This window comes from Nocardia sp. NPDC059228 (genome assembly GCF_042754245.1).
In the GTDB taxonomy this organism is placed as follows: Bacteria; Actinomycetota; Actinomycetes; order Mycobacteriales; family Mycobacteriaceae; genus Nocardia.
The window spans coordinates 49,155-72,945 of sequence record NZ_JBHZAL010000033.1 but is presented as its reverse complement, the minus strand read 5'-3'; the positions used below and the strand labels follow the sequence as shown (position 1 = coordinate 72,945).

General features: G+C 68.6%; 24 protein-coding genes. 17 read left to right on the top strand and 7 right to left on the bottom strand.

All coding sequences use genetic code 11. The features are described 5' to 3' along the window. The first annotated feature begins 193 nt into the window (after positions 1–193). From ACFXKA_RS34575 to ACFXKA_RS34550, 6 genes are all read left to right on the top strand, one after another. Entirely contained in the window at positions 194–1,468 is a 1,275-nt protein-coding gene (locus ACFXKA_RS34575; protein ID WP_379430520.1) for an acetoin utilization protein AcuC, read from the top strand. Further along, positions 1,461–4,163 (top strand): GNAT family N-acetyltransferase, encoded by a 2,703-nt coding sequence (locus tag ACFXKA_RS34570; protein WP_379430519.1) that lies wholly within the window; start codon positions 1,461–1,463, stop codon positions 4,161–4,163. The genes ACFXKA_RS34575 and ACFXKA_RS34570 overlap by 8 nt, the downstream gene beginning before the upstream one ends. Positions 4,164–4,235: 72 nt before the next feature. Next, positions 4,236–6,998: a phosphoenolpyruvate carboxylase gene (gene ppc, locus ACFXKA_RS34565; protein WP_379430518.1), complete on the top strand. Its 2,763-nt coding sequence runs from the start codon at positions 4,236–4,238 to the stop codon at positions 6,996–6,998. A 152-nt stretch (positions 6,999–7,150) separates the two neighbouring features. Further along, positions 7,151–7,615, top strand: coding sequence for a hypothetical protein (locus ACFXKA_RS34560; RefSeq protein ID WP_379430517.1), 465 nt, complete (start codon positions 7,151–7,153; stop codon positions 7,613–7,615). A 119-nt stretch (positions 7,616–7,734) separates the two neighbouring features. Continuing rightward, entirely contained in the window at positions 7,735–8,091 is a 357-nt protein-coding gene (locus ACFXKA_RS34555) for a metalloregulator ArsR/SmtB family transcription factor (protein WP_354837038.1), read from the top strand. Further along, positions 8,088–8,558: an SRPBCC domain-containing protein gene (locus ACFXKA_RS34550; protein ID WP_379430516.1), complete on the top strand. Its 471-nt coding sequence runs from the start codon at positions 8,088–8,090 to the stop codon at positions 8,556–8,558. The genes ACFXKA_RS34555 and ACFXKA_RS34550 overlap by 4 nt, the downstream gene beginning before the upstream one ends. A gap of 26 nt (positions 8,559–8,584) precedes the next feature. On the opposite strand, the gene ACFXKA_RS34545 is transcribed toward ACFXKA_RS34550, so the two are convergent. Then, entirely contained in the window at positions 8,585–9,436 is an 852-nt protein-coding gene (locus ACFXKA_RS34545) for an SDR family NAD(P)-dependent oxidoreductase (protein WP_354837034.1), read from the bottom strand. Between the two features lie 85 nt (positions 9,437–9,521). Between ACFXKA_RS34545 and ACFXKA_RS34540 the strand changes: the two genes are divergently transcribed. Further along, positions 9,522–10,334, top strand: a complete 813-nt coding sequence (locus ACFXKA_RS34540; RefSeq protein ID WP_379430515.1) for a helix-turn-helix domain-containing protein — start codon at positions 9,522–9,524, stop codon at positions 10,332–10,334. 210 nt (positions 10,335–10,544) lie between these two features. Here the strand turns inward: ACFXKA_RS34540 and ACFXKA_RS34535 are convergent, their stop codons facing one another. Next, entirely contained in the window at positions 10,545–11,513 is a 969-nt protein-coding gene (locus ACFXKA_RS34535; RefSeq protein WP_354837030.1) for a sigma-70 family RNA polymerase sigma factor, read from the bottom strand. A gap of 438 nt (positions 11,514–11,951) precedes the next feature. Continuing rightward, positions 11,952–13,469 (bottom strand): methyltransferase, encoded by a 1,518-nt coding sequence (locus ACFXKA_RS34530; protein WP_354837028.1) that lies wholly within the window; start codon positions 13,467–13,469, stop codon positions 11,952–11,954. Positions 13,470–13,682: 213 nt separating this feature from the next. On the opposite strand from ACFXKA_RS34530, the gene ACFXKA_RS34525 reads away from it, so the two are divergent. The 7 genes from ACFXKA_RS34525 (at position 13,683) to ACFXKA_RS34495 (ending at position 18,372) form a co-directional block, all read left to right on the top strand. Then, positions 13,683–14,033 (top strand): DUF485 domain-containing protein, encoded by a 351-nt coding sequence (locus ACFXKA_RS34525; RefSeq protein WP_379430514.1) that lies wholly within the window; start codon positions 13,683–13,685, stop codon positions 14,031–14,033. After that, positions 14,030–15,643 carry a cation acetate symporter gene (locus ACFXKA_RS34520; RefSeq protein WP_379430513.1) on the top strand — a complete coding sequence of 538 codons (1,614 nt, stop codon included), beginning with the start codon at positions 14,030–14,032 and terminating at the stop codon, positions 15,641–15,643. The genes ACFXKA_RS34525 and ACFXKA_RS34520 overlap by 4 nt, the downstream gene beginning before the upstream one ends. A gap of 274 nt (positions 15,644–15,917) precedes the next feature. Beyond that, the gene (locus ACFXKA_RS34515) at positions 15,918–16,187 is read left to right on the top strand and encodes a hypothetical protein (RefSeq protein WP_354837022.1); all 270 of its coding nucleotides are present in this window, start codon (positions 15,918–15,920) and stop codon (positions 16,185–16,187) included. Continuing rightward, positions 16,184–16,978 (top strand): F0F1 ATP synthase subunit A, encoded by a 795-nt coding sequence (gene atpB, locus ACFXKA_RS34510; RefSeq protein WP_379430512.1) that lies wholly within the window; start codon positions 16,184–16,186, stop codon positions 16,976–16,978. The genes ACFXKA_RS34515 and atpB overlap by 4 nt, the downstream gene beginning before the upstream one ends. A gap of 49 nt (positions 16,979–17,027) precedes the next feature. Continuing rightward, entirely contained in the window at positions 17,028–17,285 is a 258-nt protein-coding gene (locus ACFXKA_RS34505; protein WP_040810042.1) for a F0F1 ATP synthase subunit C, read from the top strand. A gap of 8 nt (positions 17,286–17,293) precedes the next feature. Continuing rightward, entirely contained in the window at positions 17,294–17,800 is a 507-nt protein-coding gene (locus ACFXKA_RS34500; RefSeq protein WP_354837020.1) for a F0F1 ATP synthase subunit B, read from the top strand. Further along, positions 17,797–18,372 carry a hypothetical protein gene (locus ACFXKA_RS34495; RefSeq protein ID WP_354837018.1) on the top strand — a complete coding sequence of 192 codons (576 nt, stop codon included), beginning with the start codon at positions 17,797–17,799 and terminating at the stop codon, positions 18,370–18,372. The genes ACFXKA_RS34500 and ACFXKA_RS34495 overlap by 4 nt, the downstream gene beginning before the upstream one ends. 84 nt (positions 18,373–18,456) lie before the next feature. On the opposite strand, the gene ACFXKA_RS34490 is transcribed toward ACFXKA_RS34495, so the two are convergent. Together ACFXKA_RS34490 and ACFXKA_RS34485 are read right to left on the bottom strand one after the other, a co-directional pair. Beyond that, positions 18,457–19,200 carry a VOC family protein gene (locus tag ACFXKA_RS34490; RefSeq protein WP_379430511.1) on the bottom strand — a complete coding sequence of 248 codons (744 nt, stop codon included), beginning with the start codon at positions 19,198–19,200 and terminating at the stop codon, positions 18,457–18,459. Continuing rightward, positions 19,197–20,180 carry a GlxA family transcriptional regulator gene (locus ACFXKA_RS34485; RefSeq protein WP_379430510.1) on the bottom strand — a complete coding sequence of 328 codons (984 nt, stop codon included), beginning with the start codon at positions 20,178–20,180 and terminating at the stop codon, positions 19,197–19,199. The genes ACFXKA_RS34490 and ACFXKA_RS34485 overlap by 4 nt, the downstream gene beginning before the upstream one ends. Before the next feature lie 286 nt (positions 20,181–20,466). Between ACFXKA_RS34485 and ACFXKA_RS34480 the strand changes: the two genes are divergently transcribed. Continuing rightward, entirely contained in the window at positions 20,467–21,720 is a 1,254-nt protein-coding gene (locus ACFXKA_RS34480; protein ID WP_379430529.1) for an MFS transporter, read from the top strand. A gap of 28 nt (positions 21,721–21,748) precedes the next feature. Here the strand turns inward: ACFXKA_RS34480 and ACFXKA_RS34475 are convergent, their stop codons facing one another. Next, entirely contained in the window at positions 21,749–22,189 is a 441-nt protein-coding gene (locus ACFXKA_RS34475; RefSeq protein WP_354837012.1) for a DUF3099 domain-containing protein, read from the bottom strand. A 78-nt stretch (positions 22,190–22,267) separates the two neighbouring features. Between ACFXKA_RS34475 and ACFXKA_RS34470 the strand changes: the two genes are divergently transcribed. After that, positions 22,268–22,501 (top strand): DUF3039 domain-containing protein, encoded by a 234-nt coding sequence (locus tag ACFXKA_RS34470; protein WP_354837011.1) that lies wholly within the window; start codon positions 22,268–22,270, stop codon positions 22,499–22,501. Between the two features lie 184 nt (positions 22,502–22,685). Further along, the gene (locus tag ACFXKA_RS34465) at positions 22,686–22,922 is read left to right on the top strand and encodes a hypothetical protein (RefSeq protein WP_379430509.1); all 237 of its coding nucleotides are present in this window, start codon (positions 22,686–22,688) and stop codon (positions 22,920–22,922) included. A gap of 75 nt (positions 22,923–22,997) precedes the next feature. On the opposite strand, the gene ACFXKA_RS34460 is transcribed toward ACFXKA_RS34465, so the two are convergent. Next, complete coding sequence (locus tag ACFXKA_RS34460) at positions 22,998–23,657, bottom strand: TetR/AcrR family transcriptional regulator (protein WP_354837007.1); 660 nt, start codon at positions 23,655–23,657, stop codon at positions 22,998–23,000. Positions 23,658–23,791: the final 134 nt, after the last annotated feature.

Here is a 23,791-nt window from a genome sequence, read left to right as displayed (position 1 = left end):
TTCTACCCATGCACGGCGGCTGCACCGGGCGACAGCTTATTTCGCGAACTCACTGTCAACACCCAGGACGGGCAGCGTGTTCCCTGCGGGTTCGCCGTGCGCACACAGCGTCGGCGATACCCTGCCATCCCGGTACGACAGCATTGCGGTGTCCAAAGCCTACGAACTCGTGCGACGCATTAGCGTGGCAGGTATGCCTGGCCGAGTTCGTGGTGACGGAACCCCCATTGGCGATGGAACCGTTGCCGGCAAGGGAACCGTCGTCTGGTCCGATCGGTTCCTCGATTACACCTGGACCCCGGAGCATCCCATGCGGCCGGTGCGGCTGCAGTTCACCATGGCGCTCGCCGAGGGGCTCGGATTGCTCGACGGAGTGGAGCGGGTCACACCCGGGGCGGCCGCGGAATCGGAACTGCTGCGGGTGCACACCCACGACTACATCGAGGCGGTCAAGCACGCTCAGCAACCTCCCGGACCCGCTCCGACCGCACCGCCCTACGGACTCGGCTCGGCCGACAATCCGGTCTTCCCGCACATGCACGAGGCGGCCTCGGTGATCGTGGGCGGCACCCTGGCCGCGGCGCAGGAGATCGCGGCCGGGCGCACCCGGCGGGCGGTGAGCATCGGTGGTGGTATGCATCACGCCATGCCGGCCTCGGCAGCGGGGTTCTGTGTGTACAACGATGTAGCGGTGGCGATTTCGTGGTTGCTGGACAACGGGTTCGACCGCATCGCCTATGTCGATGTGGATGTGCACCACGGTGACGGTGTGCAGCGGGTGTTCTACGGTGACCCGCGCGTGCTGACCATTTCGGTGCATCAGCACCCGGCGACGCTGTGGCCCAACACCGGATGGCCGGAGGAGACGGGCTCGGGTCCGGCCGAGGGGACAGCCATCAATCTGCCCATCATGCCCGGCACCCGGGACCCGTTGTGGCTGCGCGGTTTCCATGCCGTGGTGCCGGGCGCGCTGGCGGCGTTCCGGCCGCAGATCGTGATCAGCCAGTGCGGGGTCGACACCCATCGCGAGGATCCGCTGGCGGATCTGGAACTCACGGTGGACGGTCAGCGGGCGGCCTTCATCGCCATGCGCGATCTGGCCGACCGGTATGCCGAGGGCCGCTGGCTGGCGGTCGGCGGCGGCGGGTACGGGCTGATCCGGGTGGTGCCCCGGGCCTGGACCCATCTGCTGGCAACGGCTCTGGACCGCACCATCGATCCCGCCACCCCGACGCCGCCGCAGTGGCGTGAGCAGGTGGGCGCCTACGCGCCCATGGTCGCCGTGCCCGAGAGCATGGGCGACGGCGGGGATGTCGGCTTCGCGCGCTGGGACGGCCCCGGGGGCGGCCGCGAGACCGGCGACGAGCGCGCCGACCGCGCCCGCCAGGCTCTCGACATATCCGTATTGGCTACGCGCCGGGCGAGTTTCGGCCTGCTCGGCCTGGATCCGGAGGATCCCCGTGACTGATTCCGCTGCCCCGCCCCTGCCCTCGGACACGCCCGGCACACCCGTGAATCCGCCTCCGCCGCCGGAGCATTGGTTCGCCGACGTGCTGGCCTCCGACGGTGGCGTGGTGGGATTGCGGCCGATCACCCCCGACGACGCGGAGGCGCTGGAGCGTTTCCACGAGGGGTTGTCGGACCGCACCCGGTATCTGCGGTACTTCGGTCCGTACCCGCGCATGACGCCGAAGGACCTGTACCGGACCACGCACGTCGACTATCGGGACCGGGTCGGGCTGGTGACCGAGCTCGGCGACGAGATCATCGCGGTGGGCCGCTACGAGTACCTGGCCGATCGGCCGGGACCCCGTGCGGCCGAGGTGGCCTTCGTGGTCGCCGACGGCCATCAGGGGCGTGGGCTGGGTTCGATTCTGCTCGAGCATCTGGCGGGCGCGGCGGCCGAGAACGATTTCGAGATCTTCGTGGCCGAGGTGCTGGCCGAGAACAATGCCATGGTGCAGGTGTTCCGGGATGCCGGATATCAGGTGCAGCGCAGCCGCGACGGGTCGGTGCTGCATCTGGAGTTCGCCATCGACCCCACCGAGGCGCTGCTGTCGGTGCGGGATTCGCGGGAACGGGCCTCGGAAGCGCGCAGTGTCGGGAACCTGTTGTCGCCCAAGTCCATCGCGGTGATCGGGGCGACGCCGTCGACCAGCCGGGTGGGTGGCGCGGTGCTGGCCAACCTGCTGTCGGGGGCCTACCAGGGGCCGGTGTTCCCGGTGAACCGCAATCGCACGGCGGTGCGCGGGGTGCGGGCGTATCCGACGGTGCGCGACATTCCCGACGAGGTCGATCTGGCGGTGATCGCGGTGCCCGCCACCGAGATCGGGTCGGTGCTCGACGATTGCATGGCCAAGGGCGTCAAGGGTCTGGTGGTGCTGACCGCCGGATTCTCCGAGACCGGTCCGTACGGCTATCAGGCCGAGCGGGAGCTGGTCGACGCCGCGCGGGCGCACGGTATGCGGGTGGTGGGGCCGAGCGCGCTCGGTATCGCCAATACCGATCCACGGATCGCGCTGAACGCCACCCTCGCACCGGTGCTGCCCGGGCGCGGGCGCATCGGATTCTTCTGTCAGTCCGGACCGTTGGGCGCGGCCATTCTCGGTGAGGCGGCGGCGCGGCAGCTGGGACTGTCCACCTTCGTCTCCGCCGGCAACCGCGCCGACGTCTCCGGCAACGACCTGCTCCAGTACTGGGACAGCGATCCGGACACCGATGTGGTGCTGCTGTACCTGGAGACCTTCGGCAATCCGCGCAAGTTCTCCCGCATCGCGCGGCGGGTCGCGCACACCAAACCCATTGTGGCCGTGAACAGCGGCCGCAATGCCGCGCGGGTGGAGGGGGACCGGGACCTGGACCGGTCGCTGGTGCGCAATCTGTTCGCGCAGGCCGGGATCATCCAGGTCGATTCCATCACCGAGCTTTTCGACTGCGCCATGCTGCTGGCCTATCAGCCGCTGCCCGCCGGGCCGCGGCTGGCGGTGATCGGCAACAGTGCCGCGCTGAGCTGGCTGGCGGTCGACGCGGCGCGCGGCGAGGGACTCGAGGTCGATGAGCCCACCGACCTCGGGCCGCAGGCGAGTCCGGCGGACTACCTGACAGCCGTCGCCGCGGCGGTCACCGACCGGGCCGTGGACGCGGTCATCGTCATCTATTCGCCGCCGGTGCCGGCGGCGGTCGCCTCCTTCGCCGAGGCCATTCGCTCCGGCGCCCAATCCGATCCGGCCACACCGGTTCTCACCACCTTCGTCGCCGATCAGGGCATGCCCAACCTGCTCGCCACGCGCGGTGTGGGCGGAATTCTCGAGCGCGGTTCCATTCCCTCCTACGGGGATCCGGAACGGGCCGCGCGGGCGCTGGCCCGGGCGCGCCGCTATGCCGACTGGCGTACCCGACCGCTGTCGCCGGTGGTCCGTCCGGGCGGCGTCGACACCGCGCGGGCACGGGAACTGGTGGCGGAGTGGATGAACGCGGACTCGGCGCACTGGCTCACCGACCTGCAGGCCGCGGAACTGCTGGGCTGCTATGGAATTCGCGTGGTGGAGTTCCGCGAGGTGCTCGACGCCGACGCCGCGGTGGACGCGGCCGAGGAGCTGGGCTTTCCGGTGGCGGCCAAGGCGACCGGCGAAATGTGGCGCAATCGGCCGGATCTCACCGGGGTGCGGCTGGATCTGTGGCGCCCGGACGCGGTGCGGCGCGCGTTCACGGACCTGAGCGAGATCTCGGGCAATCCGGTGCACATTCAGCGCATGGCGACCAAGGGCGTGGGCTGCACCTTCCGGGTGCAGGACGACCCGTCGTTCGGTTCGGTCATCAGTTTCGGGCTTTCGGGCACCATCATCGATCTGCTCGGCGACCGCGTCTACCGGGCGCTGCCGCTGACCGAGGCGGAGTCGGCCGAACTCATCGACGCGCCCCGCGCCGCCCCGCTGCTGTCGGGCACCGTGGGCGGCCGCGATATCGGCAAACCGGTGGACAAGGGCGCGCTGGCCGAACTGGCGCAACGGATCTCGGCGCTGTGCGACGACCTGCCGGAGGTGCGGGAGCTGCAGTGCGAACCGGTACTGGCCTCGCCGGAGGGCGCGGCCGTGCTGTACGGACGGGTGCGGATCGGGCCGGAACCCAACAGGTTCGACATCGGTCCGCGCCGGATGGGTTGAGCAGCCGCCCCGGCTACGACAAGGACGAGCGGCCCGGGACACCAGAAGCAGTGCTTCGGAGAGGTGAACGTAGTGCAGGCAAACCAGATCGAGACAGCGACCGCGCCACTGCGCGACGACATCCGGTTCCTCGGCGGGATCCTCGGTGACACCATTCGTGACCATGAGGGTGCGGAGATCTTCGACCTGATCGAGCGCGTCCGGGTGGAGGCCTTCCGAATTCGCCGCTCCGAGGTGGAGCGCAGCGCGGTGGCCGACATGCTGCGCGATGTCGACATCCGCACCGCCATTCCGGTGATCCGCGCCTTCAGCCACTTCCTGCTGCTGGCCAATCTGGCCGAGGACCTGCAGCGGGATCGGCGGCGTGCGGTGCACGAGGCGGCGGGGGAGCCACCCCAGGATTCCAGCCTGGCCGCCACCTACCGCAAGCTCGACGCCGCCGGACCGGACGGGGACGTGGTGGCCGACCTGCTCGCCGACGCCCTGGTGTCGCCGGTCATCACGGCGCATCCGACCGAGACCCGGCGCCGCACCATCTTCGATGTGCAGGCCCGGATCACCGAACTCATGCGGCAGCGGCAGCGCTACAACAAATACGAGCCGGAGTTCGCCGAGCTCGAGGTCGACATCCGCCGGCAGGTGCTGCAGCTGTGGCGGGCGGCGCTGATCCGGCTGGCGCGCCTGCGGATCCAGGACGAGATCGAGGTCGGGCTGCGCTACTACGACCTGACGCTGTTCGATGTCATCCCGCGCATCAACGATCAGGTGCGGGCCGCGCTGCGATCGCGGTGGCCCGGACACGAACTGCTGGCGCGCCCGATCCTGCGGCCCGGCTCGTGGATCGGCGGCGACCGGGACGGCAATCCCTTCGTCACCGCCGACGTGGTGCACCGGGCCACCCACCGCGCGGGTGCGGTCGCGTTCGACCGGTACCTGAAATCGCTGCTGGAACTGGAGAAGACGCTGTCGCAGTCGGCGCGACTGGTGCCGGTGACCCCGGAGCTGTCGGCTCTCGCCGATGCTGGATTCGACGATTCACCGCAGCGCGCCGACGAGCCGTACCGCCGTGCCGTTCGCGGTATCCGCGCGCGGCTGAGCGCCACCGCGTGCCGGGCGCTGGGGGAGATCCCCACGGACGGTATCGATGTCGGCGCGCAACCGTACGCCGGGCCCGCGGAGCTGCTGGCCGATCTGGGCGTGGTCGACGCGTCCATGCGCGCATCCGGTGACGGGCTGCTGGCCGATGACCAGCTGGCCACGTTGCGGGCCGCGGTGCAGACCTTCGGGTTTCATCTGCAGGGCCTGGACATGCGCCAGAATTCCGAAACCCACGAGCAGGTCGTGGCCGAGCTGTTCGCCTGGGCCGGAGTGCATTCCGACTACGCCTCCCTCGACGAGGCGCGGCGGGTCGAGCTGCTGTCCGCCGAATTGACCACGCGCCGGCCGCTGGTCGGACCGAACGCGAGACTGAGCGAGCTCGCCGCCAAGGAACTCGCAGTGGTGCGCGCCGCCAAGTCCGCGCTCGACGATCTGGGTCCGGACACCGTGCCCAACTACATCATCAGCATGTGCACCTCGGTGAGCGACATGCTCGAAGCCGCCCTGCTCCTGAAGGAGGCGGGCATTCTCGATCCGGGTGACACGGCCACTCCGCCGTCCAGTCCGGTCGGGGTGGTGCCGCTGTTCGAGACCATCGACGACCTGCGCGACGGCGCCGAAATCCTCGGCGCCGCACTGGAGGTGCCCGCCTATCAGCGGTTGGTGGCCGCGCGCGGCATGCAGCAGGAGGTCATGCTCGGCTACTCCGACTCCAACAAGGACGGCGGGTATCTGGCCGCCAACTGGGCGTTGTATCGCGCCGAGCTGAACCTGGTGGAGGTGGCCCGCAAGACCGGAATCCGCCTGCGGCTCTTCCACGGTCGCGGCGGCACCGTCGGCCGCGGCGGTGGCCGCAGCTACGACGCCATCCTGGCCCAGCCCGCCGGTGCGGTGCGCGGTGCGCTGCGCCTGACCGAGCAGGGCGAGGTCATCTCCACCAAGTACGCCGATCCCGGCACCGCCTACCGCAATCTGGAGGCGCTCGTCGCGGGCACCCTGGAGTCCACGCTGCTCGATGTCGAGGGCCTGGGCGCGGATGCCGAACCCGCCTACGAAATGCTGGACGAGCTGGCCGAATCGGCCCGCGCGGCGTACTCGAAGCTGGTCCACGAGACCCCCGGCTTCGTCGACTACTTCCGGGCCTCCACCCCGATCGCGGAGGTCGCCGACCTGAACCTGGGCAGCCGCCCCGCCTCCCGCAAGCCCACCAGCTCCGTCTACGACCTGCGCGCCATCCCGTGGGTCATGGCGTGGAGCCAGTCCCGCGTCATGCTCCCCGGCTGGTACGGCACCGGCACCGCGTTCGAACAGTGGATCGGTGACGACCCGGCCCGCCTGGCCGCCCTCTCCGACCTCTACCGCCGCTGGCCCTTCTTCCGCACCGTTCTGTCCAACCTGGCCCAGGTGATGGCCAAGGCGGACATGGACATCGCCGCCTCCTACGCCGGCCTGGTCCCCGATAAAGCCCTGCGCGACACCGTCTTCCACATGATCTGCGACGAGTTCACCCGTACCGTCCGCATGCACGCCGCCATCACCGGCACCGACGAACTCCTCGCCGACAACCCGGCACTGGCCGAGTCCATCCACAACCGTTTCCCGTACCTCGAGCCCCTCAACCAGCTCCAGGTCGAACTGCTGCGCCGCCGCCGGGCCGGCGACACCTCCGAACTCGTCGAACGCGGCATCCTGCTCACCATGAACGGCCTGGCCACCGCACTCCGCAACTCCGGCTAGCCGCACTCTGCCCCGGCTCGGCTGCCCCCGAAGGGACTCGGCTGCCCCGGAAAGCTGGGGCAGCCGAGATAAGTGGAATCTAGATATTTCACACTCTACGAACGTTAGTGTTCGTCGACCCCTTCGGCGGGGTCGACGAACAGGAGTTTCAAATGAGTACGAGTGGCATGCTCCGTCGCCGAATCGGCTGGGGCGCAACGAGTTTGATGGCGGGGGCCGCTGTGGTCGGAATGACCGCTGCGACTGCTTCGGCGGACGGCCTGCTGCAGATGAAGATCATCCCGCCCTCCGGTGGCTTCGTGGTCGGCGCGACCGCGAGTATCCAGGCGATGGCCGGTGGTTCGCTGTTCCCGACCGCGAGCTCGCGGGTGATCTTCCGTGACAACGGGGTTTGCTTCTATGCCTTCTACCCCGGGATGGACGAGGCCGGGTTCGGCGCCGAATGGACGCCGACGACCGCGGGCACTCACACGGTCACGCTCTCGCAGGGTTCGGATTCGGTGACGCAGACCGTGGTGGTCGCTCCGGCGCCCGCCGGTACCCCGGTCCCGAGTCCCTCGGCTGCGGGTTGCGGCGGTGGCGGCGGCAGCATCGGCACCGGCAGTCTCGGGTTCTGAGTTCCGTCCTTTCGTTTTTCGATGGCCGCGGTGTCCGACTCCGTGGCCATCTTTCGGTCAATTGGGTAGGAGAAATCCTACGGTTGACGGGTAGGTGGTTTCCTACCTATTCTGTGGTCATGCCGTACCGCTTGAAGTCCGGGACCGCCGATCGGGTGTTCGGCGCGCTGGCCAATCCCACCCGGCGCGACATTCTCGAGCTGCTGCTCGAGGGGGAGCAGTCGGTGCAGGTGATCGCGGAGCGCTTCGATATGGCGCGGCCCAGTGTGTCGGAGCATTTGAAGGTGCTGCGGGATGCCGGGCTGGTGGCCGAGGACAAGCGCGGCAGGCAGCGGTTCTACCGGGTGGAACCCGAACCGTTGCACGACTTGCAGTCCTGGCTCGATCCGTTCGAACGGTTCTGGCGGGCCCGGCTGCGCGACCTGGGCGCGGTGCTGGACGCCATGCCCGACGATCCCGAGGAGAAGGACCGATGATGACCGACGACATCACCACGATCGAACTCGATCACTACTACCCGCATCCGCCGGAGAAGGTGTGGCGCGCGCTCACCACGCCGGAACTCATGGGGCAGTGGATGATGCGGCCCATCGGTTTCGAACCGGTGGTGGGCACGGTCTTCGAGATGCGGAGCCGGCCGATGCCCGGTCAGAACTTCTCCGGCGAGATTCGCGGCGAGGTGCTGGAAGTCGTTGCGCCACAGCTGCTCAGCGTCAGCTGGAACGACGCGAAGTCCGATCGGGACAGTGGCTGGGTGATCAGCTGGACTCTGCGGCCGGAGGGGCACGGAACTCGAATCCTGTTCAGCCACCGTGGTTTCGATCCGGAGGATCCGGTCATGCAGCGGGCGCGCAGCATCATGGGCGGCGGCTGGAAGGGCATGCTGGACCGGCTGGAGTCCGTCCTCGCGGACGCCGAGCCGGTCCAGCAGACCCCGGAGTAGGCCCGGGAACGGCCGGGGCGGGAACGTCAGGCCGTGAAGGCGTCGGTGTGGTCGCGCACCCAGTCGGCGTAGCCGCGCGGCGCGCGGCCGAGCACCCGCTCGACATCGCCGGTGATGATGGCGTTCGCGCCCGCGGCCACGTAGGCCTGACCGGCCAGCGCGCCGGCCGCGAATTCCTCGGACATGCCCGCCCCCAGCATGAACTCGCGTGCCGCGTCGTGCGGAATATCGGTGACCTCGATCGGGCTGCCGAGCGCGGCGGCGAGGACGTCGGCCTGCTCGCGCGTGGTCAGCCAGGCCGGGCCGGTGAGCGTGAGCACCCGGCCCGAATGCGCGTCGGAGAGCAGCGCTTCCACCGCCACCGCCGCGACGTCACGCGGATCGACCACGCCCTGCGCGCCGGTGCCGGTCATATTCGGCACCGGCTGCCCCGCCTTGATCGCTGCGCTCCAGCTCAGGGTGTTCGACGCGAAACTGCTGGGCCGCAGGATGGTCCACGCCACGCCGCTGTCCCGGACCGCCCGCTCGCCGGGCGCGTGCCAGGTGCCGACCCGGCCCAGATCGGGGTCGCCGGTGCCGATGGCGGACAGCTTCACCAGGCGCTGGACGCCCGCGTCGCGGGCCGCCTCGATCAGCGCGCGATCCAGTTCGACATAGTCGGGTCCGAGCAGCCCGACCAGGAATGCGGCTTCGGCCCCGCTGAAGGCCGCGGCCATCGACGCGGTGTCGGCGTAGTCGCCGCGCACCACCTCGACGCCGTCGGGGACCTGGGCGTTCTCCGGATTCCGGGTCACCGCGCGCACTTTCACCCCGCGCGCCGCCAGCTGCCGGACGACTTCACTTCCAATGGTGCCCGTGGCACCGGTGATAACGATCATGGGAATCACCCTGCCGACCCACCCCGTCCGGCTATAGGAAAAACCGGCACACCCGTGAGCGCCGAAGCTGCCTAGAGTTGATCGGGTGACCACTGCGCAAACCCCGGCTCCCGTCGTGACCGCCGAGGATCTCGAACGCCGCCTGACCCCGCCTGCAGCGCTGCGTCCGTGGATCACCGAGATCGCCCACATTCCGACCGTCCACCCCGGGTCCGCCGCCTTCACCCACATTCCCCAGGCGGTCACCTCGATTGTGCTGCGCACCGAGGAATCCGGTCGCCGGGACGCGTGGGTGCTGGGCCCGCGCACCCGCGCCACCTACTCCAGCCCGGACACGGCCGCGGGCTGCACCCGAATCCGGCTGGCTCCCGGTGCGTCCCGGTCCCTGCTGGGTATCGCTGCCGCCGAGCTGACCGACCGGATCGCCGTGCTGTCGGACCTGCCCGGCCCGGTCGCCGATCTGGCCGACCGGCTGCTCGAGCTCGATCCCGACGAGGTCGCCCCCTTCCTGGAAGCCGTGCTCCCGCAGCGCCTCTCGGAGGATTCGGTTCGCCGCGACCACCGTCGGCTGCTGGATTCGGCGGTCGCCGCCATGGACACCGCCGGCCCGGTCACCGCACTCGCCGCGAACCTGGCCGTCTCCGAACGCCAGCTGCGCAATCTGTTCGCCGCCGGAATCGGCGTGTCGCCCAAGCACTATGCCCGCATCGCCCGGGTTCGTCAGGTCCTGGCCGCCGCGGGCAATACGCCGTGGTCACACGTGGCCACGGCCTCCGGCTACTACGACCAATCCCATATGACCGCCGACTTCCGCTCCCTCATGGGCGTCCCGCCCACCGCCTACTTCCGCGGCGACCTTCCGGCCCCCAGCCCCTGCCAACCCCTGACCCGGCTCTGACCCTGAGCCGCAGGGGATGCGGAAGCCGCGGCCCGGCAACCGCATTCGTATCGGAGGACCCGGCACATGGAAACGCCGGCCGACTCTGCCCGCCCGGAGGGGACGTTCGGGCAGCGGAATCGGCCGGCGGAATCGGGCCAGCGCCTCGAAAGTGGCCCGACGATCAGAGGGTGCGGAGCCGGGCGGGGGGACCGGCTCCACGGGTGTGAACTAGCTGGCGTAGGCGCGCAGGCGGTCGGCGCGCTCGCCCTTGCGGAGCTTGGACATGACCTCGCGCTCGATCTGGCGGACGCGCTCGCGGGACAGGCCGAAGAGCTTGCCGATCTGGTCGAGGGTGCGCGGCTGGCCGTCGTCGAGGCCGTAGCGCAGGCGGATGACCTGCTGTTCGCGCTCGTCGAGGGTGGCCAGCACGCTGCGCACGTCGCGGTGCAGCAGACCGGCGATGACGGCGCTCTCGGCGGAGGTGGCCTCGGAGTCCTCGATGAAGTCGCCCAGCGGGGCCTCTTCGTCATTGCCGACCGGCATGTCCAGGGATACCGGGTCGCGGCTGTGGTCGAGCAGGTCGGCGATCTTGTCGACCGGGATGCCCGACTCGTTGGCCAGTTCCGCGTCGGTGGCCTCCCGCCCGAGCTGCTGGTGCAGTTCCCGCTTGATGCGGGCCAGCTTGTTCACCTGCTCGACCAGATGGACGGGGAGGCGGATGGTGCGGGACTGGTCGGCCATACCGCGGGTGATGGCCTGACGGATCCACCAGGTGGCGTAGGTCGAGAACTTGAAGCCCTTGGTGTAATCGAACTTCTCCATGGCGCGGATGAGACCCAGGTTGCCCTCCTGGATCAGGTCCAGCAGCGGCATGCCACGACCGGTGTAGCGCTTGGCGAGGGAGACCACGAGGCGGAGGTTCGCTTCCAGCAGGTGCTGGCGGGCGGCCTGACCCTCGCGAACCAGGATCGCCAGATCCTTCTTCTTCGCGGCGGACAGACGCTTGCTCGTCTCCAGCAGGTGCTGAGCGTAGAGGCCCGCCTCGATGCGCTTGGCCAGCTCGACCTCGTCGGCCGCCGTCAGCAGCGCCGTCTTACCGATCCCGTTCAGGTACACACGTACCAGGTCGGCGGCGGGGCTCTGGGCGTCGAGGTCTTGTTCGCTGGTGCGCACGTCAGTGGTGGCGGGGCTTGTCATGACTTGCCTCCTGTCGGTGGTGTCTCGCTCCGTTCAACGGACCCGACTTCAGGAAAGTTCCCCGCCAGACCACCGGTAAACCGCGCCTGATCTGCGGTTTTTACGGCGCACGGCTGAGAAGTTCCTGAGAAGCGCGCATCGCCGGGAACACGCGCCACCGGCGGACGACCCTCGGTGACCGGGTGGTTGCCCACCGCCGCGCCCGAACTTCCTGACGCGACAAGCGAATACGTGTGTACGGGTCTTGCCCGCACGTAGTGATTCGAGCACGTAGTTGAACGAATCGCGGCTCGGGCGCATTCCCGCGGCCGCCCGGATCGGTATCTGGGCGACATGTGATCGTGACGGACCTCACCGCCCGTCAGCGCCGGTTTCCTGCGGAAATACCGACGGCCGCCGGGGCGGGCCCGGCGGCCGGCGGCGGGGGGGAGCCGTCGCTCAGCGCGGGTGTACGAGACCGTGCCGGATCAGTCCGGCCACCACGGTCATCGCCGCGCTCTCGAAGTCGGGGGTCGCGGCGTCGCCGGTTTCGCTGAAGGCCAGCAGTTCGAGGAGTTCGCGCAGGGGGAGACCGTCGGGGCGCATCCCGGCCAGCAGCGCGGCGGTGGTGTCGTCGACCTCGTGCTGCCAGCGCGGGCCGTCGCCGCGGTGCAGCCGCGCCACCGCCTGCGCCCAGCCCGCGTCGCCGGGGAGATAGACGCGTTCGAGCGCGGTGGCCGGATCGACCTGGTAGCGCGAGTCGAGGATGAGGTCGGGATCGGCGGCTGCGGCGCGCAGCCAGGCCGAGCGCTCGAAATAGGCGATGGCCTCGGGGCCGAGCGGGTCGTCGAAGCGGTGGGTCAGGTCCTCGGCGAGCAGTTCGGTCGGGCCGTCGGTGGCGCGCAGGTAGACGAAACCGAAGCCGATGCCCTCGACGTCGGCCTCACGGAAGGCGTCGAGCCAGCGTTCGGCGCGGGCCTGGGCGGCGGCCTCCCGCGGATCCAACCCGGCGTCGCGCAGCCAGGTACCGACATAGAGGGCCGGATCGGCGATGTCGCGCTGCACGATCCAGGCGTCGATACCGTGGTCGGGCAGCCAGCTCGCGACGCGGCTGCGCCAGTCCTGGCCGTCGAGGTGCACCCAGGAGGCGAGCAGTGCCGCGGTGCCGCCCGGGGTCAGCAGGTCCGGGAGGCCGGAGATGACGAGTTCGCTCGCGCCGTCGAGGGCGAGGCCGGAGTCGCGGTAGGTGTGCTCGACGCGGGCGGGGCCCACCACGAACGGGGGATTGGCCACCACCTGGTCGAAGCGGCGGCCGGCCACCGGTTCGAACCAGGAGCCTTCCAGCAGTTCGATATCGAGGTCGTTGAGCGCGGCGGTGGCCTCGGCCAGCCAGAGGGCGCGCTTGTTCACGTCGGTGCCGGTGACGGTGCGGCCATAGGCGGCGGCGTGCACGGCCTGCACGCCGCAGCCGGTGCCCAGATCCAGGACGGTGCCGACCGGTCGGGTCGGGGTGGCGCGCAGCAGCGACAGCGAGGCGTGGCCGACGCCGAGCACGTGGTCGGCGTCGAGGCTGCGGCGGCGCATGGAGTCGTCGAGGTCGGACAGCACCCAGCGGGTGCCCTCGCCGAGATCGAGGGGACGCAGATCCAGGGCGGCGCGGACCTCGTCGCCGTCGCGCTCCAGCAGCCCCGCCGCGGTGGCGCGGTCGATGCTCACCGGCGAAAGGGCCGCTGCCGCTTCACGTTCGGGGACCGGATCGCCGAGCAGCAGCAGGCGCACCAGGGTGCCGAGCTCGCCGAGATCGGCGGCGGCGCGGCGGACGGGGACCGGTTCGCCGCGGCCGAGGGCGGCGTGGGCGGCGTCGCCCAGCGCCTCGAGCAGGGTGTCCGCGTCGTAGCGGACGCGGGTCAGCGCCGCGCGTAGATCGGGCGCGAGGTCGGCGAGCAGGGACGAGGTGGTCGTCTGATTCGTCGGCATGACATCGAACTCTGCCACCGCTACTGATGGGCATCCGGCAGCGGGCCCGGTTCACCCGATCGGATTGCGGGGAAACCGGTTGGTAGCTGGCCGCCGGACGCCATGAATTTCGGCTCACTTATCGATGAATTTGCGATCTCACCTGCAGTTATTCGACCCGCTCCCAAGCATCTTCGTTGCTACTGTGACCGGGATCACCAGGAGGTATCGCAGTTGACAACTGAATCCCAGACCGAATCCCAGACCGGCAGTCCGGATCCTGACTGGACCGAGGTCTACGACAGCCCCGAGTTCCAGCGCCTGCGGCATCGCTTCCGGCGCTTCGTCTTCCCCATGACCGCTCTGTTCCTGGCCTGGTACGCGCTGTATGCGCTGCTCGCCGACTACGCGCACGACTTCATGTCGCACAAGGTGGGCGGGAACATCACCGTCGGGCTGATCTTCGGCCTGCTGCAGTTCCTTTCCACCTTCGTCATCACCGGCCTCTACGTGCGCTACGCCGACCGCACCCTCGACCCGATGGCCGAGCAGATCCGCGCCGAACTGGAAGGACCGACCCGATGACCGTGTATCTGGCAGCGGCCGTGGAGGGCAGCAGGCCCGGGCTCAACATCACCATCTTCGCGATCTTCGTGGTCATCACGCTGGGCATCGTGGTGTGGGCCAGCCGCGACAACCGCACGGCCGCAGACTATTACGCCGCCGGGCGCGCCTTCTCCGGGCCACAGAACGGCATCGCCATCTCCGGCGACTATCTATCGGCCGCCAGCTTCCTGGGCATCGCCGGGGCCATCGCGGTGTACGGCTACGACGGCTTCCTCTATTCCATCGGTTTCCTGGTGGCCTGGCTGCTGGCGCTGCTGCTGGTGGCCGAATTACTCCGCAATACCGGCAAATTCACCCTCGGTGACGTGCTGGCCTTCCGCATGCGGCAGCGGCCGGTGCGGGCGGCGGCGGCCACCTCCACGCTGGCGGTGAGCCTGTTCTATCTACTCGCGCAGATGGCCGGAGCGGGCGTGCTGATCTCGCTGCTGCTGGGCGTATCCGGTTCGGCGGGGCAGAATCTGGTGATCGCGGTCGTCGGCGCGATCATGATCGTCTACGTGCTCGTCGGCGGTATGAAGGGCACCACCTGGGTGCAGATCGTCAAGGCGGTGCTGCTGATCGGCGCGGCCGCGGCCATGACGGTGTGGGTGCTGGGGCGCTACGACTTCAACTTCTCGAGCCTGCTGCACGACGCGGTGACCCATGGTGGCAAGACCGGCGCCAAGCTGCTGGAACCGGGATTCAAGTACGGCAAGAACGGCACCAGCAAGCTCGACTTCCTTTCCCTGGCACTGGCCCTGGTGCTGGGGACGGCCGGGCTGCCGCACGTGCTGATGCGGTTCTACACGGTGCCGACGGCCAGGGAGGCACGCCGGTCGGTGGTGTGGGCGATCGGCCTGATCGGGGTCTTCTATCTGTTCACGCTGGTGCTCGGGTACGGCGCGGGCGCGCTGGTGGGGCCGGAGAAGATCGCCAAGGCGCCGGGCAAGGAGAACGCGGCCGCGCCGCTGCTGGCCCTGGAACTGGGCGGGCCGGTGCTGCTGGGATTCGTTGCGGCCGTGGCGTTCGCGACGATTCTGGCGGTGGTCGCGGGCCTGACCATCACCGCGTCGGCGTCTTTCGCCCATGACGTGTACGCCAACGTCATCAAGCGCGGGAACGGCGACAGCCGGGACGGCGAGGTGCGGGTCGCGCGGATCACCGCGGTGGTGATCGGGGCGCTGGCCATCGTCGGCGGCATTCTGGCAAAGAATCAGAATGTGGCGTTCCTGGTGGCGCTGGCCTTCGCGGTGGCGGCCTCGGCAAACCTACCGACCATTCTGTATTCGTTGTTCTGGCGGCGCTTCAACACCGCCGGCGCACTGTGGAGCATCTATGGCGGATTGGCCGTCACGATCGTCTTGATCGTGTTCTCTCCGGCGGTCTCCGGAGCGCCCACCGCGATGATCAAATCCCATGACTTCCACTGGTTCCCGCTCGCCAACCCGGGGCTGGTGTCCATCCCGGTTTCGTTCGCTCTGGGCTGGCTGGGGACCGTGCTGTCGAAGGAACGTGACGACGCCAAGTACGCCGAGATGCAGGTGCGGTCGCTGACCGGCACCGGAGCGGAAAAGGCTGAGCAACACTGATGTCCGAATAAAGTGGCGGAAAGTTCGCTGAAAAGCGTTTCAGAATTTCAAGATCAACAATTTGAAGATCAAAAATACTGCCCCGCAACGAGGTTGGGCTGTGTATGCTATTGATCATGCACGGCCCCACTACGAGGTGGGATGACGGCGAGGCGGTGTCGTATTGGACCTCAACAGGCTACGGATGCGTAGAGCGAGTGCTATTGCAATCGCTTTCGGCGTACTGGCATTGATGGTCACAGGGGCGTTCGATCGATTGTTGCTGGGTGTTTTCATGGCCACCGGTCTGACGCTCGGCTGGGTGAACGCCCGGCTTACCTGGATGTCCATCGTCCGCATCACGGATGCGGAAACACCCAGCAAACAGAAACTGGCGCTGTCCTCGGCGTCGCGGCTGCTCATTTTGACCGCTTTGTCGATTGTGGTGGCATTCCTGACCCGACCCTACGGCGTCGGAATCTTCTTCGGGCTGGCGGTCTTTCAGCTGATTCTGGTACTCCATACCGCTCTGCCCGAGGTGAAAGGGCTTCGACAGCAGTCATGAGCATTCCCGTCGCTTCCCTCGCCCATTCGTCGGCGCCGGCGCTGCTGGCCGCCGAGGATTCCTCGGGGGAGTCCAAGATCCATGTCGGCGACCACGCCCAGGCGCATCTGCTGGGCATGACCTTCAATGTGGACACCATCGTGTCCACGGGGGTGGCTGCGCTGATCGTGCTGGGCCTGGCCTTCTACCTGCGGGTGAAGCTCACCTCCGGGGTGCCCAACGGGGTGCAGCTGTTCTTCGAGACCATCACGGTCCAGATGCGCAGCCAGGTGGAGACGGCCATCGGCATGAAGGTCGCGCCGTTCGTGCTGCCGCTGGCGGTCACGCTGTTCACCTTCATCCTGCTCTCGAACTGGTTGTCCGTCTTGCCCGTTCAGTACGGTTCGGGGGAATTGATCGCGCCGCCGGCGTCCGATTTCAATTTCACGCTGTCGCTCGCGTTGTTCGTGTTCCTGCTCTATCACGCCGCGGGCGCATGGCGGCGCGGCCCGGGTGGGCACGTGAAACAGTTGCTGAAGGGCCACACCGGCTGGGGCCCGATGGTTTTCATCAATGTGGTCGAGGAAATCGCCAAACCGCTGTCGCTCTCGTTGCGACTTTTCGGCAACATGTTCGCGGGCGGCGTCATGGTTTCGGTGATCACGTTGTTCCCCTTCTGGATCAGCTGGGGCCCGAATGCCATCTGGAAGCTCTTCGACCTGTTCGTCGGAGCCATTCAGGCATTCATCTTCGCCCTGCTGACCATCCTCTACTTCAGCCAGTCGATGTCGCTGGAGAGTGAAAACCACTGAGCGGCTTCAGCTGTTCAGCGCTATAACCCTTTGTCAAAGGAAGTGAAAAATGGCAGACCCAGCAACCGCGAGTATCGTCCAGGGCGCTCTCATCGGCGGCGGCATCATTCTGGCGGGCGGTGCCATCGGCGCGGGTATCGGTGACGGTCTGGCCGGTGCCGCTCTGATCAACGGCGTCACCCGGCAGCCGGAGGCGGAGGGCCGCCTGCGCGTGAACTTCTTCCTGACCGTGGGTCTGGTCGAAGCGGCGTACTTCATCAATCTAGCGTTCATGGCATTGTTCGTATTCGCTACTCCCGGTAAGTAGACGTCATCATGTCTCCCAGAACGGATGTGGAGGCCGCGGGGAACTTCCTGGTTCCCAACGGCACCTTCTTCGCTGAGTTATTGATCTTCCTGATCGTGCTCGGAGTCATCTGGTTCTTCGTGGTTCCGCCCATACGAAAGGTGCTGGCGGAGCGGGAGGCACGTGTCGAGGTCACGACGGCGACCGCCAAGGAAGCCAGCGAAACCTTCGCCGAAGCCGAGGCGCGCTACGAGTCCGCGCTCGAGAAAGCCCGTACGGAAGCGGCCGACATCCGCAACCAGGCCCGGGCCCAAGGGCGCGCGATCCTCGAGGAAATGCGCGGCGAGGCACAGAAAGAGGCCGACCAGATCGTGGCCGAGTCCACGGCGCACCTCCGCGCCGAGGCCGACCAGGTCGCCGCCGAACTACGCGAAGCCGTCGAACCACTCGCTCAGGACCTGGCCGGCCGGGTCCTGGGCGGGAACGATCGTGCCCGGACCAGCGCGGGCCAGCAGAGAGGACGGGGGTCCGCATGATCCTCACCGATACCCATCTCGCCGAGGGTATTTACAACATCACCTTCGATTGGCCCGTCTTCTTCAGCCAGCTGTTCGGCTTCGCTGTCATCGTGTGGTTCTTCGTGAAATACGTTGTGCCACCGGTGAAGAGGATCATGAACAACGCTCAGGACCAGATCCGGCGGCAACTCGAGGAGAGCGAGGCGGCGGCGCAGCGACTGGCCGCCGCCAAGGCTGCCTACGACAATGCCGTCGCCGAGGCACAGGCCGAACTCGACCGCATGCGCGAAGAGGCCCGGGCCGACGCCGACCGCATCATCCTGCAGATGCGCGAGGCCGCCGCGGCCGAGGTCGAGCGGGTGCGCAAGCAGGGCCGCGATCAGATCCTGCAGTACCGCAGGCAGATGATCCGCGACCTGGAGCAGGATCTGGCCGCCGCCATGCTCGCCCTCACCGAGGAGAAGGTGCGCGAGCAGATCGGTTCGCCCCAGGCTCGGGCCGACAGCATCGAGAAGTTCCTCGAGGATCTCGAGGCGCTGGCCAACTCCGGCGAAGCGGCCCGCCGCCAGCCGCAGACCGAGCGCAAGTAGCCCGACCGGCTACGTCGAAGCCCCTGCGTGCTTCCCGGCTCCGAGGAGCCTCGAAGCACGCGGGGGTTTCGGCGATCCCGCGCCTCAGGCCGGCCGGCGGCCGGTCAGGCAATAGGGCTGGCCGGCGGGGTCCGTCATGACGATCCAGTGCTTGCCGAGTTCGGCGCGGTGTGCGCCCAGCCGCTCGTGCCAGGTCGCCGTCGCCTCGATGTCGGTGCAGGCGATATCCGGGTGCGCCGACGTGGGGCGGTCGTCGCCGAGGCGTTGCAGCAGCAGGTCGATCGGGAGGCCGGGACGCGCGGAGAGGCGGGCGAATTCCGGCAGGGTGCTGGGCCGCCAGGACCATTCGGTCAGGTCGGTCCAGAAGCGGGCCTCGGTCTCGTAGTCGCTCGCGCCGATGTCGAGGCAGATCTGGTCGAGCCGGCTGCGGTCGCCGGCGGGGCCGGTCACGGTCGGGATGAGCGGGCCCGCGGAGTCGCGGAAAGGCGTGAAGCAGAAGGGCATTCCGGCGGGGGAGTGCAGGACGGCGTACCCGATGCGCGAGGTGAGGATGTAGTCCGCGGCGAGGGTGGCGCCCAGCTGCTGGGCGCGCTCGGTGGCCGCGCCGACATCGTCGACGTCGAGGTCCAGATGCACGCGTGCGGGGCCCTCGATCGCCTGCATCTTGACCGTCGCGGCCCCGGAATCCGGTAGCAGCGTGACGAATTCGTCGCGTTCACCCCGTGGCGCCGAGAGCTCGGTGCCGGTGACCGTGGTCCAGAACCGGGCGCTGTCGTCGAAATCTGCGGCGGGACGGTCCAGGAAGGCCCACATCCAGCGAATCGTCATGCTGTCTCCAGGGTTTCGCGCTTGCGGAAGGTCTTGCGGTAGGTCAGCGGCGGCACGCCCAGCTCCAGGCGCATGTGGTGGCGCAGCGAGGCGGAGGTGCCCATGCCCGCGCTGCGCGCCACCTCGTCCACGGTCAGGTCGGTGGTCTCCAGCAGGTGCCGGGCGTGCCGGACCCGCTGCTGCAGGATCCACGCGCCCGGCGCCATGCCGGTCTCGGCCTTGAACCGGCGGGTGAAGGTGCGCACGCTCATATGAGCATGCGCGGCAAGGGAGTTCAGGTCCAGCTCCCGGTCCAGGCGGTCCAGCGCCCAGCGGCGGGTGGGCGCGGTGCCCTCGCTGCCCGACTCCGGGACCTGCCGCTCGATGAACTGCGACTGCCCGCCGTCACGCCAGGGCGGTACCACGCAGTAGCGGGCCGCGCCATTGGCGGCGGCGCTGCCGTGATCGGTGCGGATCAGATCCAGGCACAGGTCGATGCCGGCCGCCAATCCCGCTGAGGACCAGATGTTTCCGTCCTGCACGAACAGCAGGTTCTCATCGAGGAGAACCCTCGGGTAGAGGGCGCGGAACCGGTCGGCGAACTGCCAGTGGGTGGTGGCGCGGCGGCCGTCCAGCAGGCCCGCCGCGCCGAGCACGAACGCGCCGGTGCAGATGGAGACGATGCGGGCGTCCGGCCGGATGGTGGCCAGCGCCTCGGCCACCCGGGGTGGCAGCGTGCCCTCCCGCCGCGGCTGGGTGATGCGGGTGCCGGGCACGATCACGGTGTCGGCCCGGGCCAGCAGCTCGGGGCCGAATTCCGGGATGACGGTGTATCCGCCGGTGGCGGCCACGCCGCCGGCTTTGACGCCACAGGTGTGCACCTCGTACAGCGGGTTCCCGTCCTCGTCGGCGGCGGCGCCGAGCACCACGGGCGGGATCGACATGTCGAAGCCGACGGTCGGTTCCAGGATGAGGACGGCGACCAGATGGGGTGTCGGCACGATGCTCCTCTCGTGATGGCTGGATCTTGACGCATTGTGGCATTCTGGCCACTCGTGGCGGAAGGGCTTTTCGGTCACCCTCGATCGGGTGAGCGAACTGAAGGACGATCTCGGCCGGGAATCACCCCACGACGCAAGCCCATTGGCCGCACCCGCGGCCCTGTCCGCGGGTGGTCCGGGATCAGGCCAGGACGGGGGCGATTCGGCATCGCTCGGTTCCGGCGTGATCGGTTCGGCACAGCCCGGCCCGGACACGGGCAGTCCTGCGCAGCGCGGCACCGTCGCGGTGCAGTCGTCGGCGCGGGCGGGACTGCATCCGGCGTGGATCGTGGCGGTGGTGGGCTTCATCGCGCTGCTGGGCGCGGCCGGCTTCCGCTCGGTGCCCGGTGTGCTCATGGACCCGCTGCACGAGGAGTTCGGCTGGTCGCACGGCACCATCGGCGCGGCGGTGTCGGTGAATGTGCTGCTGTACGGCTTGATCTCGCCGTTCGCGGCGGCGCTCATGGATCGCTTCGGTATTCGCCGGGTGGTGGCGTGCGCGCTGGTGCTGATCGCCGCGGGCAGCGGACTGACGGTGTTCATGACCCGGCCGTGGCAGCTCATGGCGACCTGGGGCCTGCTGGTGGGCGTCGGCGTGGGCTCGATGTCCATGCCGTTCGTGGCCACCATCACCGGGCGCTGGTTCGTGAAGCATCGCGGCCTGGTGACCGGCGTGCTCACCGCCGCGGGCGCGACCGGGCAGCTGGTCTTCCTGCCGCTGATCGCGAGCCTGGCCCGCGATCACGGCTGGCGCACACCGTCTCTCGTGGTGTCGGCGACGGCGCTGGCGGTGGTGCCGCTGGTGCTGCTGTTCATCCGCGATTTCCCCAGCGACGCCGGGGTGCGGGCCTACGGCGCCGAGCCGGGCAGCGGGGTCGGACTGCGCACCTCGGCGCCGGGTGGCGCGGCCCGCGCGGTGACGGTGCTGGCGACCATTGTCCGCAAGCCCGTGTTCTGGCTGCTGGCAGGCGGTTTCGCCATCTGCGGCGCATCCACCAACGGCCTGATCGGCACCCACTTCGTGAGTGCCGCCCACGATCACGGCATGCCCGCCACCACCGCGGCCGGATTGCTGGCGACGGTGGGCATCTTCGATGTCGCCGGCACCATCGCCTCCGGCTGGCTCACCGACCGCGTCGACTCCCGCTACCTGCTGGTCGCCTACTACTCGCTGCGCGGCATCTCACTGCTGTTCCTGCCGATCCTCTTCGGACCCGACGTACACCCCAGCATGTGGGCCTTCATCATCTTCTACGGCCTCGACTGGATCGCCACCGTCCCGCCCACGGTCGCCCTGTGCCGCGCCCACTTCGGCGCGGACGGACCCGTCGCCTTCGGCTGGGTCTTCGCCTCCCACCAGATCGGCGCCGCCCTGGCCGCTTTCGGTGCGGGCGTCATCCGCGACGTGCAGGGCAGCTACACCATGGCCTGGTTCATCGCGGGCGGGCTGTGCGGGCTGGCGGCTCTTCTCTCCGCGGGAATTCGCCCCTCGGCCCGCTGATTCCGCGAGCCGGTGGTGAAACGGCGGATCAGCCGTCGATTGCCTTGTGCGGGTTCGACTCCAGCGCGATCTGATCGCGTCGTCCGTCCCAGCGGCTCGGCTCGTCCTTGGTGCGGGGCGGGCGGTCGTTGGCGATGAGGACCGCGATCCAGGGCAGTGGGATGGAAACGCCGATGATGAGGAGCGACAGCCACCAGCTGTGCCACACGCTGTAGGCGACGGCCGCGCCGATCAGGCATGGGATGCGCAACGACATGATGGTGATGTACCGCCGCACCCGGTCGCGATGCTGCTGCTCCAGCGAGGGCGCGGCCTCGGTGATCAGCGCCGGATGCTGTCGCTCCTCGCCCGGGAAGTAGCCCTGCGACTGACGCGGTGGCTTCGGGATGGAACCGGCGGGATGGAACTCGACGTCCGGGCGATCCTCACCGCTCATGCCGTCGGCCTGGGATTCGCCGTCACGCTGCATACCCCGAGTCTTCCACTACCGCGCGTCGGATGCACACGCCGCCCGCCCCGCGACAGGCCGACCTGGCATGATTGAACCGTGAGCGCAGACACCCTGGTCCGTCCGGACGAGACTACCGACGAGTCGACCGACAACGACACTCCCAAGGTCTTCCACTACGTCAAGAAGGAAAAGATCGCCGAATCCGCGGTCATGGGCACCCACGTGGTCGCCCTCTGCGGCGAGGTCTTCCCGGTCACCCGTTCCGCCAAGCCCGGCTCCCCGGTCTGCCCGGACTGCAAGCGAATCTACGAGATGATGAAGCGGGACTGACCGGTTCGGTCTACAGGCATCCCGTGAACGGCTGGGCGCGATGACCACGGCACGTGAGGTTCCCGATCCGTGGTCAGGCTCGCGCAGCACTCCGCACTGGGTTCCCGCCCGCGGATTGGCCAATGGGCTGAACTCACACTCGTGGGCCGTCCTCGCCGACTTGGCCGAGTCACAGGTGTACCGAGTGCTCTTCGCGCTGATCGACGCGGGAATCGCAGCCTACGTCCTGCCTGTGCGCACGGCGGTGCTGGAGCGCGGTGATCCCGAGGTCGTGTGGCGGCTCTGGGTCGACATCCCGCGGTATCGCGCGGCGGAGGATTTGTTGATGGAGTTGCTGCGCTACGGCCGCCCTCGCCGGCCGAAACCGGTGCAGGCCCGTCGTCGGCGCCGGCGAGTGCCCCTGGTTCGCAAGCCGCAGTGAGCCCCCCGGGGCGGCACGTAAGGCATCCACACCCCAATTCGTCGCGTGCGCGGTGCGCGATTCCGAAGCGCGTGTTCAGGCCGCGGTGTCGGTGTGCGGCAGTGCGTCGAGGGATGGCAGAGGACGCCCGCAGATCTCGTGCGCGTCATCCGCGGAGAGTCCGAACATGCGCAGCAGGTCTTCGGCGACCTGATCGGTCGCCTCGGCGTCGTCGCGTTCGGGCCGCTCGTGCAGGAGCTGGCCGAGGCAGATGGCGGCGCCGGTGACGATGGTCATGGCCAGCTCGGTATCGCGGGCGTCGAATCGTCCGGCGCGGACGCCGGCCTCGATATCGCGCCGGGCGCGGGGGGCCAGGCCCTTCTCGGAGCGCGCCAGCTGCAGGCCGTTGTTGATCAGGACCTTGCTGAGCATCGGGTTGCGGCGGTGCAGGCGCCCGGTGAGCCGGAAGCTCTGGGCGAAGACCTGCGCCGGATCGTCGAGGTTTTCGCAGAGGGTGTCGAGCACGACGCCGTACAGATCGAGCGCTTCCTCGACCGCGGCCTCGAACAGTTCTTCGCGGGTTTGGAAATGGTTGTAGAACGACCCCATCCCGACGTCGGCGGCCTGGGTGATCTCCAGGATCGGCACGCTGAGCTTGCCGGCCGCGAGGAACGATTGCGCCGCCCTCACGAGCGCCGCGCGGGTACGCGCCTTCCGGCGCTCCAGGCGATTGGGTTGCCCGGATTGCGTGACCATCACTGTCCACCTCTTCCCTGACACCGTAGGCCGCCCAGCATAGCGCTCTGGGTCAGTTCTGACGAAATTTTCAGAAGGTCTTGACTGACTATTGGTTCGTGAGTGACGATATCGTCAGAACCTGAAGGGAGCGG

Excerpts from the sequence above, each read along its gene's own strand:
- ACFXKA_RS34575 (WP_379430520.1), top strand. The coding sequence starts at position 194 with ATGCCTGGCCGAGTTCGTGGTGACGGAACCCCCATTGGCGATGGAACC.
- ACFXKA_RS34560 (WP_379430517.1), top strand. The coding sequence starts at position 7,151 with ATGAGTACGAGTGGCATGCTCCGTCGCCGAATCGGCTGGGGCGCAACG.
- ACFXKA_RS34555 (WP_354837038.1), top strand. The coding sequence starts at position 7,735 with ATGCCGTACCGCTTGAAGTCCGGGACCGCCGATCGGGTGTTCGGCGCG.
- ACFXKA_RS34550 (WP_379430516.1), top strand. The coding sequence starts at position 8,088 with ATGATGACCGACGACATCACCACGATCGAACTCGATCACTACTACCCG.
- ACFXKA_RS34545 (WP_354837034.1), bottom strand. The coding sequence starts at position 9,436 with ATGATCGTTATCACCGGTGCCACGGGCACCATTGGAAGTGAAGTCGTC.
- ACFXKA_RS34535 (WP_354837030.1), bottom strand. The coding sequence starts at position 11,513 with ATGACAAGCCCCGCCACCACTGACGTGCGCACCAGCGAACAAGACCTC.
- ACFXKA_RS34530 (WP_354837028.1), bottom strand. The coding sequence starts at position 13,469 with ATGCCGACGAATCAGACGACCACCTCGTCCCTGCTCGCCGACCTCGCG.
- ACFXKA_RS34520 (WP_379430513.1), top strand. The coding sequence starts at position 14,030 with ATGACCGTGTATCTGGCAGCGGCCGTGGAGGGCAGCAGGCCCGGGCTC.
- ACFXKA_RS34515 (WP_354837022.1), top strand. The coding sequence starts at position 15,918 with ATGGCCACCGGTCTGACGCTCGGCTGGGTGAACGCCCGGCTTACCTGG.
- atpB (WP_379430512.1), top strand. The coding sequence starts at position 16,184 with ATGAGCATTCCCGTCGCTTCCCTCGCCCATTCGTCGGCGCCGGCGCTG.
- ACFXKA_RS34505 (WP_040810042.1), top strand. The coding sequence starts at position 17,028 with ATGGCAGACCCAGCAACCGCGAGTATCGTCCAGGGCGCTCTCATCGGC.
- ACFXKA_RS34500 (WP_354837020.1), top strand. The coding sequence starts at position 17,294 with ATGTCTCCCAGAACGGATGTGGAGGCCGCGGGGAACTTCCTGGTTCCC.
- ACFXKA_RS34495 (WP_354837018.1), top strand. The coding sequence starts at position 17,797 with ATGATCCTCACCGATACCCATCTCGCCGAGGGTATTTACAACATCACC.
- ACFXKA_RS34490 (WP_379430511.1), bottom strand. The coding sequence starts at position 19,200 with ATGACGATTCGCTGGATGTGGGCCTTCCTGGACCGTCCCGCCGCAGAT.
- ACFXKA_RS34475 (WP_354837012.1), bottom strand. The coding sequence starts at position 22,189 with ATGCAGCGTGACGGCGAATCCCAGGCCGACGGCATGAGCGGTGAGGAT.
- ACFXKA_RS34460 (WP_354837007.1), bottom strand. The coding sequence starts at position 23,657 with ATGGTCACGCAATCCGGGCAACCCAATCGCCTGGAGCGCCGGAAGGCG.